Origin of the sequence: Seohaeicola zhoushanensis, assembly GCF_014656415.1 — a bacterium.
GTDB classification, from domain to species: Bacteria; Pseudomonadota; Alphaproteobacteria; order Rhodobacterales; family Rhodobacteraceae; genus Seohaeicola_A; species Seohaeicola_A zhoushanensis.
In genome coordinates this window covers 656,232-673,504 of sequence record NZ_BNCJ01000002.1, presented here as the reverse complement: position 1 = coordinate 673,504, position 17,273 = coordinate 656,232, and the positions used below count along the sequence as shown (strand labels likewise).

The following is a 17,273-nucleotide window of genomic DNA, read 5'->3' as shown; positions in this document are numbered from 1 at the left end:
TCTTCTTTTTCAAATACCTCCGGGGGAGTCGCGCCGCAGGCGCGGCGGGGGCAGCGCCCCCAAAGGCACCCCCGCCAACCCGCGCCCTACTCCGGGTCGTTGACCACCGCCTCGGTCTCCTCGCCCACCGCCAGCGCCGCCGTCTCGGGGGTCGAGGCCTTGGCCTGCGGCGTGGCGACAAAGCTTGCCTTCTGCTCTTCCGGCACCGGTGCACGGCGGCCGATGCGCAGCGCGGTGAAGGCGATCATCGCGACATGCGCCGCGGCCGAGACCATGAACAGCCCGGACGAGCCGAAGGCCTTCATGCAGAAACCGGCCACGGTGGGGCCGATGATGGCGCCGACGCCATAGGTCAGCAGCAGCCCGCCGCTCACCTGGATATAGGTCCCCGGCTCGGCATGGTCGTTGGCATGAGCGACGATCAGCGGATACATCGCATAGATCGAACCCCCGAAGGCTGCCGCCAGCACCAGGTTGCCGACCAGGTCGGCCGGCTGGATCAGGATGAAGGCCACATCCACCGCCAGCGCGGCGAGGATCACGAAGATCAGCACCACGCGCCGGTCCATCCGGTCCGAGGCCGCGCCGATCGGCACCTGCGAGATCGCCCCCGCCAGCACCGGAAGGCTGGCAAAGAGCGCCACCGTCGCCTGCGCCAGCCCGACCCGGTCGGCATAGACCGCCGAAAGCGTGCCGAACGCGCCGTTCGAGATGCCGATGCCCAGCGCCACGAAGACCGCCACCGGCGAATTGCGCCAGAGCGCGCGCAGGTCGAGCTTGACGCTCACCAGCGGCTTGGGCGTGGCGCTGGAGGAAATCGACAGCGGCACCATCGACAGGCAGTAGAAGATCGCCGGCAGCACGAAATAGAGGAAGCCGGTGGTATCGCCCAGCGAGAGCGACATCTGCCCGGCGGTCGAGGCGAAGAGGTTCACCATCGTGTAGATGCCGAAGACCTTGCCGCGCGACGAGGGGTCGACCCGCTCCGAGAGCCAGCTCTCGACGATCATCGCCGCTCCGGCAAAGCAGAAGCCCGAAAGGCCGCGCAGCGGGATCCAGACCCAGGGCGTCACGAAGATCAGCGAGAAGAGCACCGCCACCGCGGCAAAGGCTGCCATCACCCCGAAGGCGCGGATATGGCCGACCTTGCCCACCAGCCGCGGGTTCAGCACGCAGCCAAGCACATAGCCGATCGCCCAGCCGGTGCCGAGCAGGCCGAGCGAGCCGGCGTCGAAGCCTTCGAAGTTGCCGCGGATCGGCAGGATCAGGGCGTTCATGCCCCCGGCGAGCAGCAGCAGCGCCGAACCGAGCAGAAGCGCGCTGATGGGAAGAAACTGTTTCAAACCGGCATCCCGTTCTTGGCGGATCGTCACATGAAGCCCTGCCGGCAAAGACCTGCGCCTTTCCCGGTCCGTACGGGCGGCAAGCCGCCACCCGCCGGGCTACCGACTTGGTTTTGCCACGATGTCGGTTTAGGCGAAAGCCCGAGTTGACCTGCCAGCGGAGCCGAGCCGATGACCTTTGACAATACCCAGGCCCATGCCTCCGACGCGCTGAGCCTGACCGAGCTCGATCTCTACCACATGATCATGGACTATCGCGCCACGCTGGGGCTCGACCCGATCCCGCTTTCGCTGAGCCTGACCACCACCGCCGGACGCCACGCCGCCGACACCGCCTACAACATCTGGCAGGCCGGGCTGACCCTGCCCGATGGCGCCAACCTGCACAGCTGGTCGGATGCGCCCTATTACAACGACCACAGCCAGCCGCAGGTGATGTGGGACGCGCCCGAACGCATCGGCACGGGCTATACAGATTACGGCTTCGAGATCTCGGCCGCGGGCTACTCCAGCATCACCTCGGTGCTCGCCGGCTGGAAAAGCTCTTCGGGGCACAATGCAGTGATCGCCAACACCGGCGCCTGGGCCAATTACGACTGGAACGCCATCGGCATCGGCGTCATCAACGACCCCTCGGCCGGCGGGATCTATGGCGGGCGCGTCTATCACGTCTGGTTCGGCCGCTCGGCCGATTCCGCCGGCGCGCCGGCGATCGACGGCACCGGCAAGCGCGACGTCATCACCGGCACGGCCTTTGCCGACACCATCTCGGGCAAGGGCGGACGCGACCTGCTGAAAGGCGCCGCTGGCGACGATTTCATCTTCGGAAATGCCGGGCGCGACCGGCTGATCGGCGGGGCGGGAGACGACACGCTGACCGGCGGCAAGCACGTCGATGTCTTCGTCTTCGCAGGCCGGAACTGGGGCACCGACCGCATCACCGATTTCGACTGCGACATCGTGCAGATCCGCGGCGAGGTAAAGACCAAGGCGGCCCTCGCCGCCGCCCTCAGCGAGAGCGGCGGCGACGTGATCTACGACCACAAGGGCGACGGCAAGAACGTCATCATCTTCGAGGACGTCAGCCTGGCCCAGCTCGACCTCGACCACTTCATTCTGGCCTGACCGCGCCGCCCGCTCCAAATCCTTTAAATAAAGGATTTGGCAAGAGTTTTACTTGAAACTCTTGCGCCCTACTCGGCCGCGCGCGCGGCCGGGTTGTTGGGATGCGTCGTCCAGTTGGCATAGTCACGGCTCACCACGCGGCCGGTGCGCGGGTCTGTCTCGCCCGGCGTCATCGGCACCATCGAGATGCAGTTCTCGACCGGGCAGACGTCGACGCAGAGGTTGCAGGCCACGCATTCGGCGTCGTTCACCTCGAACACCCGCCCCGGTTTCATCCAGATCGCCTGGTGCGAGGTGTCCTCGCAGGCCGCATAGCAGCGGCCGCACTTGATGCAGGCATCCTGGTCGATCTTGGCCTTGGCGACGTAGTTCAGGTTCAGATACTGCCAGTCGGTGACATTCGGCACCGCGCGGCCGATGAAGTCGGAGGTCGCGGTATAGCCCTTCTCGTCCATCCACTGCGACAGGCCCGAGATCATCTCCTGCACGATGCGGAAACCATAGGTCATCGCCGCCGTGCAGACCTGCACGTTGCCGCAGCCGAGACTCATGAACTCGGCCGCGTCGCGCCAGGTGGTGACGCCGCCGATGCCGCTGATCGGCAGGCCACGGGTCGCGGGGTCGCGGGCGATCTCGGCCACCATGTTCATCGCGATCGGCTTGACCGCCGGGCCGCAATAGCCACCGTGGCTGCCCTTGCCGTCGATCGAGGGTTCGGGGCTGAAAGTGTCAAGGTTGACCGAGGTGATCGAACTCACGGTATTGATGAGCGAGACCGCATCCGCGCCGCCCTTGTGCGCGGCGCGCGCCGGGTAGCGGATGTCGGTGATATTGGGCGTCAGCTTCACGATCACCGGCTTGCCGTAGTATTCCTTGCACCAGCGGGTGACCATCTCGATGTATTCGGGCACCTGCCCCACCGCCGCGCCCATGCCGCGCTCGCTCATCCCGTGGGGGCAGCCGAAGTTCAGCTCGATCCCGTCGCAGCCGGTCTCGGCCACGCGCGGCAGGATCGCTTTCCAGGACGCTTCCTCGCAGGGCACCATGATCGAGGCGATGATCGCCCGGTCGGGGTAGTCCTTCTTGACCCGCGCGATCTCTTCGAGGTTCGTCTCCAGCGGGCGGTCGGTGATGAGCTCGATGTTATTGATGCCCAGAACCCGGCGGTCGGCGCCGTGGATCACGCCATAGCGCGGGCCGTTGACGTTGACGACCGGCGGCCCCGCCTCGCCCAGCGTCTTCCAGACCACGCCGCCCCATCCGGCCTCGAAGGCGCGGCGGACGTTGTATTCCTTGTCGGTCGGCGGCGCGGAGGCGAGCCAGAACGGGTTCGGGGTGGTGATCCCGAGGAAAGTAGTGGTCAGGTCGGCCATCGGTCAGTCCTCAATTCGTGGTGGGAAGGGCGGCAAATTCGGCCAGCAGCGGGCCAAAAGCCTCGGGTGGGGGGAAGGCCTCGTAGCTGTGCGGCGCTCCGGTCTCGGCCCAGGGCAGCTTCTCGGCGGTGCAGGTCTCGATGAAGGGCGTGAACCAGGACGGATCCTCCAGCATCACCGCGCGCAGGTTCACGAAGGGACGCTCGGGCCCGAAGGTGGTAAAGACCCAGGACAGGCAGTCGGGGCAGTGCTGGTGGTGGATGTCATCCCCCTTCAGCCCGCCGACCACATGTTCGCCGGCAACCACCTCGAAGCCGTCGACCGGGATCATCGCGGTGGTGGAAAAGGCGCTGCCGGACATGCGCTGGCAGCCGGTGCAATGGCAGACAGCGGTGAGCATCGGCGGTTTCGTCACCCGCACCTGCAGTGCGCCGCAGCGGCAATGGCCGGTGGCGGGAAGGCTCATCGCGGGCATTTATCCACCTCGCTCGGCATATCAGAAAACTTTCGCAAGGCCCTGTCCCCACTGCCCTTCCAAAACTTGTTCCCAGACATATCCACAGGCCAGATCCCCATCATCCGGGCTTCCTGAAGATCATCTCGACGGGAACGGTCCGCCGGGCGATCACGTCGCCGGCATGGTTCTTCAGTTTCTGCGCCGAGGTCTCGCCCATCAGCAGGTGAAGCCCGACCGGCGCGCCCCCGTCCCCCGCCTTGCGGCGGCGCTTGAAGAAGGCCAGTGTCGCCTCGCGCCTCTCGCGGCGCGTCTCCAGCTCCAGCCCGGCGCTTTCGGCGGCGGTGATATAGGCCAGCGGGTAGTCCACGAAGGAGTTCTCGGGCGCCGAGGCCCAGGGCAGCGGGAAGGTCAGCGGCCCGTCGACGGCATCCCGCATCACGTCGTAGAGCGCGAAATGGCCGCCGGGTTTCAGCACCCGCGCGACCTCGCGCATCAGGTGCGGCTTGTCGTCGATGTTCATGCCGACATGGAACATTACGGCCAGATCGAAGGCCCCCGCCGGCACCGGCAGGTCGAGCGCGCTGCCCACCATCATGGTGACATCGTCCTCCATCCCGACCCTTGCGTTCAGCACCTTGGCGACATCGACATAGGCCCGCGTCAGGTCCACCCCGGTGACATGCACGCCATAGGCCCGCGCGATGTGGCGCGCGGTGCCGCCGATGCCCGCGCCGATGTCGAGCACGCGCATCCCGGAGCGGATATCGAGGTGCGACAGCAGCGCCTCGGTCGCCTCGCGCCCGCCGGTGTGGAATTCGTCCACCGCCTTCAGGGCCTCGGGATCGGTCGCCGCCGCGCCAAGTTCGGCCAGCCCGGCGTCGATCCGGGCGAGCAGGTTCTCGCTGGCATAATGGTCTTCGACACGCTTGGCCAAGTGGTCCATGACGTCCTCACCATCCGGGGATCGGGGCCAGTCTAGCACGGATCAGCCCGCGAGCGAGGCGTGGATATCCATGGCGGCATCACGCCCCTCGGCCACCGCCGTCACGGTCAGGTCATCCCCGCCCGAGGCGCAGTCACCCCCGGCCCAGACACCCTTGACCGAGGTGCGGCCCGCCCCGGTGACGGCGATCTTGCCACCCTCGAGCGCGATGCCTTCGGGCGCGCCGTCCAGCTTCTGGCCGATGGCCTTGAAGACCTGGTCGGCGGGCAGACGGATCGTCTCGCCCGTGCCGGTCACGCGGCCCTCCGCCACGCGGGTATATTCCAGCTCGATCTCGCCCTCATGCACGGCAACCGGGCGCAGGTTGAACATCAGCCGCACGCCCTTCTGCGCCGCCAGGTCCTGCTCGAAGCTGCTGGCCCCCATCGACTCCTGCCCGCGCCGATAGGCGACGGTGACGGATTCGGCCCCCAGCAGGCGCGACTGCACGGCGGCGTCGATCGCGGTCATTCCGCCGCCGATCACCACGACGTTGCGGCCAACCGGCAGGGCCGTCAGGTCCGACGCCTGGCGCAGCTCGGCGATGAAATCGACGGCGTCGCGCACGCCCTCACGATCCTCGCCATCGGCCCCCAGCGCGTTGACGCCCGCGAGGCCGACGGAAAGGAAGACGGCATCGTGGGAGGAGACGAGGCCGTCCAGGGTAATGTCGCTACCAAGCCGCTTGCCGTAGTCGATGGAAATCCCGCCGATCTGCAGCAGCCAGTCCACCTCGGCCGCCGCGAAACCGCCGGTCGCCTTGTAGGCGGCGATCCCGTATTCGTTCAGCCCGCCGGGACGCGGCCGCGCCTCGTAGACGGTGACGTCATGGCCCAGCATGGCCAGGCGATGCGCGCAGGACAGGCCCGCAGGCCCCGCCCCGACCACGGCAACCCGCTTGCCGGTCGGTGCCGCGCGCCGGAACGGATGCGTGCCGGCCGCCATCACCGTGTCGGTCGCATAGCGCTGCAGGCGGCCGATCTCGACCGGCTTGCCCTCGGCGGTCTCGCGCACGCAGGCTTCCTCGCAGAGCGTCTCGGTCGGGCAGACACGTGCGCACATCCCGCCCAGGATGTTCTGGTCGAAGATCGTCTTCGCCGCGGCCTCGGGGTGTCCGGTCTGGATCTGCCGGATGAACATCGGGATGTCGATCGAGGTCGGGCAGGCCGTGACGCAGGGCGCGTCATAGCAGAAATAGCAGCGATCCGCCGCCACGGCCGCCTCGTGCGGTGCGTAGGCGGGGTGCAGATCGTCGAAATTCGCGGCGATACGGTCGGCTGGCAAGCGCCCGGCAGCGATGCCCGGCGTCATCTGGCTATTGCCCATCTGGGTCTCCCTGGGGGTCTTGTCGTTGGCATTCTTGTTGGAATCAGACTGCCACAGAAAATTTTTTTATCAAATGGTAAATTTTCCGGAGACCGAGAGATTGCGCGGTTCGGCGCAATTGCCCGTTTTTTGGCCCTGTGGGCCGCAGGTCGGCGTCGGGGAGGCCAGCCAGGGCCTCCCCTTCCAGTCTCAGAGCAGGATCACCTCGTTCCAGACCTTGAAGTCATGCGAGTCGATCAGCCCCGCCGCGCCCTCGATGACGATCCGGCCGCCCTCGTAGATGACGATGGCATCCGCGCCCCGGTCCACGACCTCGGGAAGCTCCGTCGCAGCGCCAAAGCTTGAAATGTCGATGAGGTCGACGCCGTCCTCGAAATCGACGATCCGGTCGCGGCCGTCGCCCTTGTGGAAGACGAACTGGTCGCGTCCCTCGCCGCCGCTCAGGATGTCGCGGCCCTTGCCGCCGTCGACGATGTCATTGCCATCGCCACCCGAGACGCGGTCATTGCCGCGCCCGCCGAGCACCATGTCGTTGTTGTCGCCGCCCGACACGAGATCGTCGCCATCGCCGCCGAACATGATATCGACGCCGTCGCCGCCAAACATCCGGTCGTTGCCGTCATCGCCCAGCATGGTGTCGCGACCCTTGCCGCCAACCATCCGGTCGTTGCCGTCGCCGCCCGTCATCCGGTCGTTGCCGCCCATGCCGAACATGCGGTCATTGCCACTGCCGCCGTCCATCATGTCGTCGCCCTGCCCGCCGACCATGCGGTCGTTGCCGGCCCCGCCATACATGTCGTCGTCATCCGCGCCGCCATTCATGTTGTCGTCGCCGACGCCGCCGAAGATGAAGTCGTCGCCCTTGCCGCCCTTCAAAGTGTCATTCCCCAGCAGCCCGAAGATCCCGTCCTCGCCATCGGTCCCGGTCAGCACGTCGTCGAAGGTGGCCAGCAGGTGGTCGCCGGTCATGTGATTGTCGAAAAGGGTATCGGCGAAGGTGCTTTCCAGCGTCTCGCGGATCTCGGTCAGCGGCTGCACGACGTTGTCGACCAGTTGCTTGAGCGCGTCGATGATGTCCTGCGCCCCGTCGAGCGCGGCCTCGATCAGCGCGAAGACCGGGTCGAGCGGGCTCAGCAGATCGGCCTTCAGATCGGCGATGACCTTTTCGAAGTCGATACCCATCGACTTGGCTATGCTCTCGACCTGCGATTTAACCTTGTTCTGTACCGTGGTCGAATAGGTATCGAGGTTGGAGATGATGGTCGCCAGCGTCGCCTTCTTCTCGGGCACGATGACGATGCTGCCGATCTTGACCGCCGGCTGGTAGACCACCCAGGTCGACTTCAGCTTGGACTCGACCGAGGACATCGCCGACTTGATCGGGCCGAAGACGGCGTTGACCGCGTTGACCGCGTCGTCCAGCAGCGTAGTTTCGGGCAGCATTCCGGCGAGTTCGGTCAGCTTCGCTTCCAGCGCATCGACCGCCGCGTCGAGCTTTTCCTTCGCGCCGTCCTGGGCCGCGAACCAGCCGGCGAGCTCTTCGTTGAAGCCTTCCATCCGCTGCGCAAGGCGCGAGTTCTCGTCCAGCAGGTCGCCCTCGAGGCTTTCGGCGATGTTATGCGCCTCCTCCAGCCGCAGGTCGTTGATCTCGGCCATCGCCTTGATCGCAACCTTGTTGCCGAGGTTGACGTATTGTGCCGCCTTGGCGATCCCGCGCGGAACCGCCCAGGCGTCGTCCAGCTTGCCCATGATATCGGCCTGGCGACCGATCTCTTCGCCGGCGGTATCGGCGATATTGGCGATGGTCTTGAGCGCGGTGCCGAACTTGGGGATGAACCCCAGCAGCTTGACGGTCGCATCCGGCAGATCGAGCTTGTCCGCCGGCTGGCGCAGCTTCGCCTCGATCTTGCCCGGCGCGCCGAGCAGCTCGACTTCCTTGTCGAGCGCCTTGCCCAGCTTGGCGCTGATGTCGGCGAAGGTGTCATAGTCGCCCGCGAGCCGGTCGACGTTGGCGGTATAGTCGGAAATGGAGGTCATGAGTGGTAGCCCCTGAAAATATCTCTGGAAAATGAATGAGTGACTTTCTGCTGTTTCAGTGCCGGCCAGTCTGACCGCCTTTGGCCGCGCGGTAAGTAAACTCGTTCACGGAGGGGGCACGGCGCGCGGCGCTGGGAGTAGATATTTCAAGCTTGATATTTTATGCTTGAAATAAATTTCGGCGCCTGCCAGATTTCTCCCCGAGTCCTGAACCGGGGGAGGCAGAGATGAAGGTCGTTTGTCTGGGCGGCGGGCCGGGAGGCCTCTATTTCGCGATCAGCCTGAAACTGCGCAATCCGGGTCACGAAATCACGGTGATCGAGCGCAACAAGCCGGACGACACCTTCGGCTGGGGCGTGGTGCTCTCGGACGAGACGCTGGCCAACCTGCGCGCCAACGACCCCGTCAGCGCCGATGCAATCCACGCGCATTTCGCGTATTGGGACGATATCTCGGTGATCCTGAAGGGCACCAACACCGTCTCCACCGGCCACGGTTTCTGCGGCATCGGCCGCCGACAGATGCTGCTCTTGCTGCAAGAGCGCTGCCGCGAGCTGGGGATCGAGCTGAAATACGAAACCGACGTGAGCGACATCGACGCGCTGGTGGCGGAATACGATCTGGTTGTCGCCGCCGATGGCATCAACAGCCGCGTGCGCAGCCATTTCGCCGAGCATTTCAAACCCGAGATCGACACCCGCGCCTGCAAGTTCGTCTGGCTTGGCACCCATGCCAAGTTCGACAACGCCTTTACCTTCATCTTCGAAAAGACCGAGCACGGCTGGATCTGGGCCCATGCCTACCAGTTCGACAAGGACACCGCGACCTTCATCGTCGAATGCGCGCAGGAGACCTTCGACGCCTTTGGTTTTGCGGACATGACCCAGGACGAAAGCATCGCCACCTGCGAGCGCATCTTCGCGGCGCACCTCGGCGGTCACAAGCTGATGACCAACGCCCGCCACATCCGCGGCTCGGCCTGGATCAACTTCAACCGCGTGCTCTGCGAGAAGTGGCATTACAGGAACGTCGTGCTGCTGGGCGACAGCTCGGCCACCGCGCATTTCTCGATCGGTTCGGGGTCCAAGCTGGCGCTGGAATCGGCCATCGCGCTGGCCGAGTTCGTCGAGACGGAACCGACGCTGGAAGCGGCCTTCGAGCGCTACCAGGAGGACCGCCGCACCGACGTGCTGCGCCTCCAGTCAGCCGCGCGCAATTCGACCGAGTGGTTCGAACAGGTCGAGCGCTATCTCGACCTCGACCCGGTGCAGTTCACCTATTCGCTGCTCACCCGCTCGCAGCGCATCAGCCACGAGAACCTGCGGCTGCGCGACCCCGCCTGGCTGAAGGGCGCCGAGGAATGGTTCCAGGCCCAGGCCGGCGCCAACGGCGTACACCGCGCGCCGATGTTCGCGCCCTACCGGCTGCGGGACATGACGCTGGTGAACCGGGTCGTGGTCTCGCCGATGGCGCAATACAAGGCGGTCGACGGCTGCCCGACCGACTGGCATTTCGCCCATTACGCCGAACGGGCCAAGGGCGGCGCCGGGCTGGTGTATGTCGAGATGACCTGCGTTTCGCCCGAGGGGCGCATCACCCCCGGCTGTCCCGGCCTTTATGCGCCGGAACACGAGGCGGCGTGGAAGCGGCTGACCGATTTCGTCCATGCCGAGACACAAGCCAAGCTCTGCATGCAGATCGGCCATGCGGGGCGCAAGGCCTCGACCCAGCTGGGCTGGGAAGAGTCCGACGCGCCGCTGGCGGCCGGCAACTGGCCGATCATCGCCCCCTCGCCGCTGCCCTGGACGCCCGAGAACCAGGTTCCGAAAGAGATGAACCGCGCCGACATGGACCGCGTCCGCGACCAATTCGTCGCAGCCACCCAGATGGCCGACCGCGCCGGTTTCGACATGGTCGAACTGCACGCCGCCCATGGCTATCTGATTTCCTCCTTCATCTCGCCGCTGTCGAACCACCGCACCGATGCCTATGGCGGTAGCCTGGAAAACCGGATGCGCTATCCGCTGGAGGTTTTCGCGGCGATGCGCGCGGCCTGGCCGGCGGGCAAGCCGATGTCGGTGCGCATCTCGGCCAGCGACTGGGCGACGGGCGGCGTCGATGCCGCCGAGGCGGTGCATATCGCCGAAATGTTCCGTGCCGCCGGGGCCGATATCATCGACGTCTCGGCCGGGCAGACCTCGACCGAGGCACAGCCGGTCTATGGCCGCATGTTCCAGACGCCGTTCTCGGACCGGATCCGCAACGAGACGGGCATCGCCACCATGGCGGTGGGCAATATCTATGAGCCCGACCATGTGAACTCGATCCTGATGGCGGGCCGCGCCGATCTGGTCTGCCTCGCCCGCCCGCACCTGGCCGATCCCTACTGGACGCTGCACGCCGCCGCGGCGCTTGGCGATACCGCTACCGCCTGGCCGCTGCCCTACCTGCGCGGGCGCGACCAGATGCAGCGCCTGGCCGAGCGCGGCGAAGGTCTGGGGCTGCGGGTATGAGCGTCCGGGGCAAGACCGTTCTCATCACCGGTGGCGGCACCGGCCTTGGTGCCGACATGGCGCGCGGCTTTGCCCGTGAGGGCGCGCGGGTCTGGATCGCCGGGCGCACCGCCGTCTCGCTGGAACAGGTGGCGGCGGATTACCCCGAGATTCACACCGTGCAGGCTGATGTTACGGACGAAACCTCGGTCGATGCCATGTTCGACTTCATCGACACGCCCGATATCGTCATCGCCAATGCCGGCGTCTCGGCCAGTTCGCCCTTCGGGCGCACCTCGCTGGCCGAATGGCAGTCGATGCTGAACGTCAACCTCACCGGCACCTTCCTCACCTTCCGCGCGGCGGTGAACCGGATGAAGGGCGCGCCCTGGGGCCGGCTCATCGCGGTGGCCTCGACCGCCGGGCTCAAGGGCTATTCCTATGTCGCACCCTATGCCGCCGCCAAGCACGGGGTGATCGGCCTGGTGCGCAGCCTCGCGCTCGAATGCGCGCGGACCGGCATCACCGTCAACGCGCTCTGCCCCGGCTTCCTCGACACCGAGATGACCGAGCGCAGCATCGCCAATATCGTCGCCAAGACCGGCATGGACCCGGAAAAGGCCCGCGCCTCGCTCGAATCGCACAGCCCGCAGCACCGGCTGATCCAGCCCGCCGAGGTCACCGCCGCCGCGCTCTGGCTTTGCCTTGCCGGGTCGGAAGGTGTTACCGGGCAGGCCATTTCGATTTCCGGAGGCGAAACATGAAGGACCTTGACCGCACGCCCTCGAAACAGCGGCTGCGGCTCTGGCTGCGGATGCTCTCGGCGCATCGCGGCGTCGAGGCGCAGCTGCGCGAACGGCTGCGCGAAGACTATGACAGCACCCTGCCCCGCTTCGACGTCATGGCCGCGCTCGACCGCTACCGCGACGGGCTGCGGATGAGCGACCTCTCCGCCCGGCTGAAGGTCTCGAACGGCAATGTCACGGGCATCGTCGAGCGCCTGGTCAGCGAGGGTCTGGTCGAACGCGCCCAGGTCGACGGCGACCGCCGCGCCATGCTGGTGCGGCTCACCCCCGCCGGGATCGAGCGCTTTGCCGCGATGGCCGCCGATCACGAGGCCTGGATAAACGACATGCTCACGCCTTTCTCGGGCGCCGAGCTCGACACCCTCATCACCTTGCTCGACCGGATAGGAGACCACCCCGCATGACCGACATGGCAGGCCTGAGCCCCAAGCATTTCCAGTGGCAGGCATCGGAGGGGATCGCGACCATCCGCCTGAACCGGCCCGACCGCAAGAACCCGCTGACCTTCGACAGCTATGCCGAGCTGCGCGACACCTTCCGCGCCCTGCCCTATGCCGACGACATCCACGCGGTGGTCTTTGCCAGCAACGGCGGCAACTTCTGCTCGGGCGGCGACGTGCATGACATCATCGGCCCGCTTGTGCAGATGGACATGAAGGGCCTGCTCGCTTTCACCCGGATGACCGGCGACCTGGTAAAGGCCATGCTGCATTGCCAGAAGCCGATCATCGCCGCCGTCGACGGTGTCGCGGTGGGCGCCGGCGCGATCATCACCATGGCCTCGGACATGCGCCTCGCCACGCCCGAAGCAAAATGCGCCTTCCTGTTCAACCGCGTCGGCCTTGCCGGCTGCGACATGGGCGCCTGCGCCATGCTGCCCCGCATCATCGGCCAGGGCCGTGCGTCGGAACTGCTCTACACGGGCCGCGCGATGAATGCCGACGAGGGGCTGGCCTGGGGCTATTGGAACGCCCTGCACCCGGCCGAGACGCTTGAGGCCGAGGCGATGAAGCTGGCCGGGCGCATCGCCTCGGGGCCGACCTTCGCCAATGGCATCACCAAGACGCAGATCAACCAGGAATGGAACATGAGCCTTGACCAGGCGATCGAGGCCGAGGCCCAGGCCCAGGCGATCTGCATGCAGACGAAGGACTTCGAACGCGCCTTCCATGCCTTCGTGGCCAAGGAGAAGCCGGTCTTCGCAGGGGACTGACCTCTGGCGCAGCGGCGGCGGCAACGTGGTCTTGTGAGTATTTGGAAAGAGAAGAAGCAGGGGGAGGAGCAGCGATGGCAGACCGGAGTTTCCTGGATTGGCCGTTCTTCGAGGACCGCCACCGCGAACTGGCGGCGGCGCTCGAAAACTGGTGCGCGGCGCATCTTCCGGCCGATCACGCCGATACCGACGCCGCCTGTCGGCGGCTGGTGCGCGACCTCGGCGCTGCCGGCTTCCTGCGCCATTCGGGCGGCGAGGCGCTGGATGTGCGCGCGCTCTGCCTGATCCGCGAGACGCTGGCGCGCCACGACGGGCTCGCCGATTTCGCCTTTGCGATGCAGGGGCTCGGCATGGGCGCGGTTTCGCTCTTCGGCACGGACGAGCAGCGGGCCTGGCTGGAGAAGACCCGCGCCGGCAAGGCGATCTCGGCCTTTGCGCTGTCGGAACCGGCCAGCGGTTCGGACGTGGCGAACATGACCACGACGGCCGAAAGGGACGGAAACGGCTTTGTCGTCAACGGCGAGAAGACCTGGATCTCGAACGGCGGCATCGCCGATCTCTACGTGCTGTTCGCCCGCACCGGCGAGGCGCCGGGCGCGCGCGGTATCTCGGCCTTCCTGGTGCCCGCCGACACCCCCGGCCTGGAGATCGCCGAGCGCATCGACGTGATCGCCCCGCACCCGCTGGCGCGGCTGCGCTTCACCGACATGCGCCTGCCCGGCTCGGCGCTGATCGGAACCGCGGGCGGCGGCTTTCGCGTCGCCATGTCGGTGCTTGACGTCTTCCGTTCGACCGTGGGGGCGGCGGCGCTGGGGATGGCGCGGCGCGCGCTCGACGAGAGCCTGGCGCGGGTGCGGGAGCGCCAGCTTTTCGGCGCGCCGCTGGGCGAGTTGCAGATGGTGCAGGGCCATATCGCTGACATGGCACTTGGCGTCGATGCCTCGGCGCTGCTGGTCTATCGCGCCGCCTGGACCAAGGACATGGGCGCGCCCCGCGTCACCCGCGAGGCGGCGATGGCCAAGCTGCACGCCACCGAGACGGCGCAATCGGTGATCGACGCCGCCGTCCAGCTGCATGGCGGCGACGGCGTGCGCAAGGGACATATCGTCGAGAGCCTCTACCGCGAGATCCGCGCGCTGCGAATCTACGAGGGGGCCAGCGACGTGCAGAAGGTCGTGATCGCCAGACAAGCCATGGGAGCCTGAGATGCAGCTCGGACCAAGCGGACATACCGACAGCTTCGCGCGCGACAACCTGCCGCCCGCCGACCTCTGGCCCGAGATCGACCTCGGCGCGCATCGCTATCCCGACTGGATCAACGTCGGCGTCGAGCTGACCGACCGCATGGTCGAGAAGGGCTTTGGCGACCATACCGCGCTGATCGGCAACGGTCGGCGGCGCAGCTACAAGGAGCTGACCGACTGGACCAACCGCCTGGCGCGGGCGCTGGTCGAGAATTACGGCGTGAAGCCCGGCAACCGGGTGCTGATCCGCTCGGCCAACAACCCGGCGATGGTGGCCTGTTGGCTCGCCGCCACCAAGGCCGGCGCGGTGGTGGTGAACACCATGCCGATGCTGCGCGCCGGGGAGCTGGCCAAGATCGTCGACAAGGCGGCGATCACCCATGCGCTCTGCGACACCCGCCTGATGGAGGACCTGGTTACCTGCGCCAAGGACAGTGCCACGCTGAAGACCGTGGTGGGTTTCGACGGCACCGCCAATCACGACGCCGAGCTGGACCGCGCCGCGCTCGACAAGCCGGTGCGCTTCGACGCGGTGCAGACCGGGCGCGACGACGTGGCGCTGCTGGGGTTTACGAGCGGCACCACCGGCGAGCCCAAGGCGACGATGCATTTCCACCGCGACCTGCTGATCATTGCCGACGGCTATGCAAAGGAGGTGCTGGGCGTAACCCCCGAGGACATTTTCGTCGGCTCGCCGCCGCTGGCCTTCACCTTCGGACTGGGCGGGCTGGCGGTCTTCCCGCTGCGCTTCGGCGCCTGCGCGGTGCTGCTGGAGAACGCCTCGCCGCCGAACATGATCGAGATCATCCAGAAATACCGTGCCACCGTCTGTTTCACCGCGCCGACCGCCTATCGCGTGATGCTGGCGGCGATGGACCAGGGCGCGGACCTGTCCTCGCTGCGGGCCGCCGTCTCGGCGGGCGAGACCCTGCCCGCCCCCGTCTACCAGGATTGGATGGCGAAGACCGGCAAACCGATGCTCGACGGCATCGGCTCGACCGAGATGCTGCATATCTTCATCACCAACCGCTTCGACGACCACCGCCCCGCCTGCACCGGCAGGCCGGTTGCGGGATACCAGGCGAAGATCCTTGGCGAGGATGGGGCGGAACTGCCCCGCGGCGAGGTCGGAAGGCTGGCGGTGCGCGGGCCCACGGGCTGCCGCTATCTGGGCGACCGCCGCCAGGAGGACTACGTGCAGAACGGCTGGAACCTGACCGGCGACAGCTTCGTGATGGACGAGGAGGGCTACCTGCATTTCGCCGCCCGATCCGACGACATGATCATCTCGGCCGGCTACAACATCGCCGGCCCCGAGGTCGAGGCCGCTCTGCTGGCGCACCCGGACGTCGCCGAATGCGCGGTGATCGGCGTGCCGGATGCCGAGCGCGGCGCCATCGTCGAGGCGCATGTTGTGCTGAAACCGGGGGTCGAGGCCGGGGCGCTGCAGGTCAAGCTTCTGCAGGATTTCGTCAAGGCGCGGATCGCGCCCTACAAGTATCCGCGATCGGTCAGGTTCACCGAGGCGCTGCCGAAGACGCAGACCGGCAAGATCCAGCGGTTCCGCCTGAAGCAGGGGTAGTGCCGGAGAGGGGGCGCGGCGCCTTTTCCCGAGCTGTCGCCGTAGGGCGGGGTTCACCCCGCCGCACCCTTTGGCTAGCGCATCTCGTACGGGGTCAGGGCAAAGGCCTTGCCGAAGCAGCCGTTCAGATGGCCGCGCGGCACAGTGACGCCCGCGCCATCCTGGACTTCATCACAGCCCATCGCGGGCGGGGACATATCCCCAAACAGTGCGATCGGAAGGTCCAGCGCTCGGTGGATGCGGCGCTCTATCGACCACGCAACCTTGTCGAGCGATTCTTCAACAAACTCAGGCACTTCAGATACGTCTCAGCCCGCTACGGGAAGACAGCTAGAAACGACCTCGCAGCAGTCCTCCTCGCTTCGTCTCGCGTCTGGCTCAGGCTCAGGCGCAGGCTCTATTAGTCCCCCTCCTTAGGCGGTTCCGTCCAGCAGGCCCGAGACCGTGGCGAGATGCGCCAGCAACTCTTCGCGCACGATGCGGATGCGGGGCACATCGCGCAGCTCGGTATAGGTGGCAACCCAGACCGGCACGGCGAAGTCGGGCATCAGCTCGGGGCGCTCCACCAGATCCGACGCACCGCGGCCGAGATAAGCCGGCAGGATCGCCACCCCGACACCGGCTCGCGCCAGTTCCCGCAGCACCATGAAACTATCCGCACTGCCCGAAATCGCCTCGGGATCGACATTCTCGGCCATCCAGGCGGCAGGGGCCGAGCGCATCAGCGGCCCGGACAACCCGAGCCAACCCGGCCGCAGGCCGGGAAGGCTGTAGGCCCGAAAGGTCATGCGCGCGCGGCTTTCGCCGCTCAGCTCGTCAGGCAGCCTCAGCGCGGGGCGCACGGCGATATCGGCCTGCAGGCGCGCGAAGTCGAGATGGGCGTTCGAGCTGAAGAAGTCGATCCGCAGCTCGGGCGCCGTGTGCTGAAGCCGGGCGACGAAGGGCGGCAGCACGACCTGGCAGAGCGAATCGGTCGACGAGATCCGCACTACGCCACGCACCGGCGCCCGCGCGCCATGCATCAGACGCTCGACCGAGAGCATCCCACTGGCCACCTCGCGCGCCGCTTCGATCACTCTTGCGCGATCTGGCAGCACGCGGTAGCCCGCCGCCGTCTTGTCGAAGACCGGGCCGCCGTGCTCCTCCTCGAAGGCGGCGACCCGGCGCAGAACCGTTGCATGGTTGACTCCGAGGGCCTTCGCAGCGCCGCTGAGCGAGCCCTTGTCGGCGACCATGAGGACGTAACGAAGATTGTCCCAATTGGGGTTGTGCACGATTTGGCTATCCCTCTGC

General features: G+C 66.7%; 15 protein-coding genes. 7 read left to right on the top strand and 8 right to left on the bottom strand.

All coding sequences use genetic code 11. The features are described from left to right. Positions 1-86: 86 nt before the first annotated feature. Positions 87-1,343 (bottom strand): MFS transporter, encoded by a 1,257-nt coding sequence (locus tag IE266_RS07275; RefSeq protein ID WP_189679370.1) that lies wholly within the window; start codon positions 1,341-1,343, stop codon positions 87-89. Between the two features lie 171 nt (positions 1,344-1,514). Here IE266_RS07275 and IE266_RS07270 point away from each other — a divergent pair, with 171 nt between their 5' ends. Next, on the top strand, positions 1,515-2,468 hold the full coding sequence (locus tag IE266_RS07270) for a hypothetical protein (RefSeq protein WP_189679369.1): 954 nt from the start codon (positions 1,515-1,517) through the stop codon (positions 2,466-2,468). Between the two features lie 68 nt (positions 2,469-2,536). Here the strand turns inward: IE266_RS07270 and preA are convergent, their stop codons facing one another. From preA to IE266_RS07245, 5 genes are all read right to left on the bottom strand, one after another. Continuing rightward, positions 2,537-3,841 (bottom strand): NAD-dependent dihydropyrimidine dehydrogenase subunit PreA, encoded by a 1,305-nt coding sequence (gene preA, locus IE266_RS07265; RefSeq protein WP_189679368.1) that lies wholly within the window; start codon positions 3,839-3,841, stop codon positions 2,537-2,539. A 10-nt stretch (positions 3,842-3,851) separates the two neighbouring features. Beyond that, positions 3,852-4,307: a GFA family protein gene (locus IE266_RS07260; protein WP_229863917.1), complete on the bottom strand. Its 456-nt coding sequence runs from the start codon at positions 4,305-4,307 to the stop codon at positions 3,852-3,854. A gap of 109 nt (positions 4,308-4,416) precedes the next feature. After that, positions 4,417-5,241 (bottom strand): class I SAM-dependent methyltransferase, encoded by an 825-nt coding sequence (locus IE266_RS07255; protein ID WP_189679366.1) that lies wholly within the window; start codon positions 5,239-5,241, stop codon positions 4,417-4,419. A 42-nt stretch (positions 5,242-5,283) separates the two neighbouring features. Further along, positions 5,284-6,606 carry an NAD(P)-dependent oxidoreductase gene (locus tag IE266_RS07250; RefSeq protein WP_189679365.1) on the bottom strand — a complete coding sequence of 441 codons (1,323 nt, stop codon included), beginning with the start codon at positions 6,604-6,606 and terminating at the stop codon, positions 5,284-5,286. A gap of 189 nt (positions 6,607-6,795) precedes the next feature. Beyond that, positions 6,796-8,643 carry a calcium-binding protein gene (locus IE266_RS07245; protein WP_189679364.1) on the bottom strand — a complete coding sequence of 616 codons (1,848 nt, stop codon included), beginning with the start codon at positions 8,641-8,643 and terminating at the stop codon, positions 6,796-6,798. A gap of 227 nt (positions 8,644-8,870) precedes the next feature. Here IE266_RS07245 and IE266_RS07240 point away from each other — a divergent pair, with 227 nt between their 5' ends. The 6 genes from IE266_RS07240 to IE266_RS07215 all read left to right on the top strand — a co-directional run bounded on the left by IE266_RS07240 (position 8,871) and on the right by IE266_RS07215 (position 15,980). Next, complete coding sequence (locus IE266_RS07240) at positions 8,871-11,156, top strand: bifunctional salicylyl-CoA 5-hydroxylase/oxidoreductase (RefSeq protein WP_189679363.1); 2,286 nt, start codon at positions 8,871-8,873, stop codon at positions 11,154-11,156. Then, positions 11,153-11,899, top strand: coding sequence for an SDR family NAD(P)-dependent oxidoreductase (locus IE266_RS07235; RefSeq protein WP_189679362.1), 747 nt, complete (start codon positions 11,153-11,155; stop codon positions 11,897-11,899). Before IE266_RS07240 ends, IE266_RS07235 begins: the two co-directional genes overlap by 4 nt. Beyond that, positions 11,896-12,345 (top strand): MarR family winged helix-turn-helix transcriptional regulator, encoded by a 450-nt coding sequence (locus IE266_RS07230; RefSeq protein ID WP_189679361.1) that lies wholly within the window; start codon positions 11,896-11,898, stop codon positions 12,343-12,345. The genes IE266_RS07235 and IE266_RS07230 overlap by 4 nt, the downstream gene beginning before the upstream one ends. Beyond that, positions 12,342-13,154: an enoyl-CoA hydratase family protein gene (locus IE266_RS07225; RefSeq protein WP_189679360.1), complete on the top strand. Its 813-nt coding sequence runs from the start codon at positions 12,342-12,344 to the stop codon at positions 13,152-13,154. Before IE266_RS07230 ends, IE266_RS07225 begins: the two co-directional genes overlap by 4 nt. Positions 13,155-13,228: 74 nt before the next feature. Beyond that, positions 13,229-14,359, top strand: a complete 1,131-nt coding sequence (locus IE266_RS07220; protein WP_189679359.1) for an acyl-CoA dehydrogenase family protein — start codon at positions 13,229-13,231, stop codon at positions 14,357-14,359. A 1-nt stretch (position 14,360) separates the two neighbouring features. Next, positions 14,361-15,980: an AMP-binding protein gene (locus tag IE266_RS07215; RefSeq protein WP_189679358.1), complete on the top strand. Its 1,620-nt coding sequence runs from the start codon at positions 14,361-14,363 to the stop codon at positions 15,978-15,980. Positions 15,981-16,054: 74 nt separating this feature from the next. Here IE266_RS07215 and IE266_RS26835 read toward each other — a convergent pair whose 3' ends face one another. Together IE266_RS26835 and IE266_RS07205 are read right to left on the bottom strand one after the other, a co-directional pair. After that, entirely contained in the window at positions 16,055-16,276 is a 222-nt protein-coding gene (locus IE266_RS26835) for a hypothetical protein (RefSeq protein WP_229863916.1), read from the bottom strand. Between the two features lie 117 nt (positions 16,277-16,393). Continuing rightward, entirely contained in the window at positions 16,394-17,254 is an 861-nt protein-coding gene (locus tag IE266_RS07205; protein ID WP_189679356.1) for a LysR family transcriptional regulator, read from the bottom strand. Positions 17,255-17,273: the final 19 nt, after the last annotated feature.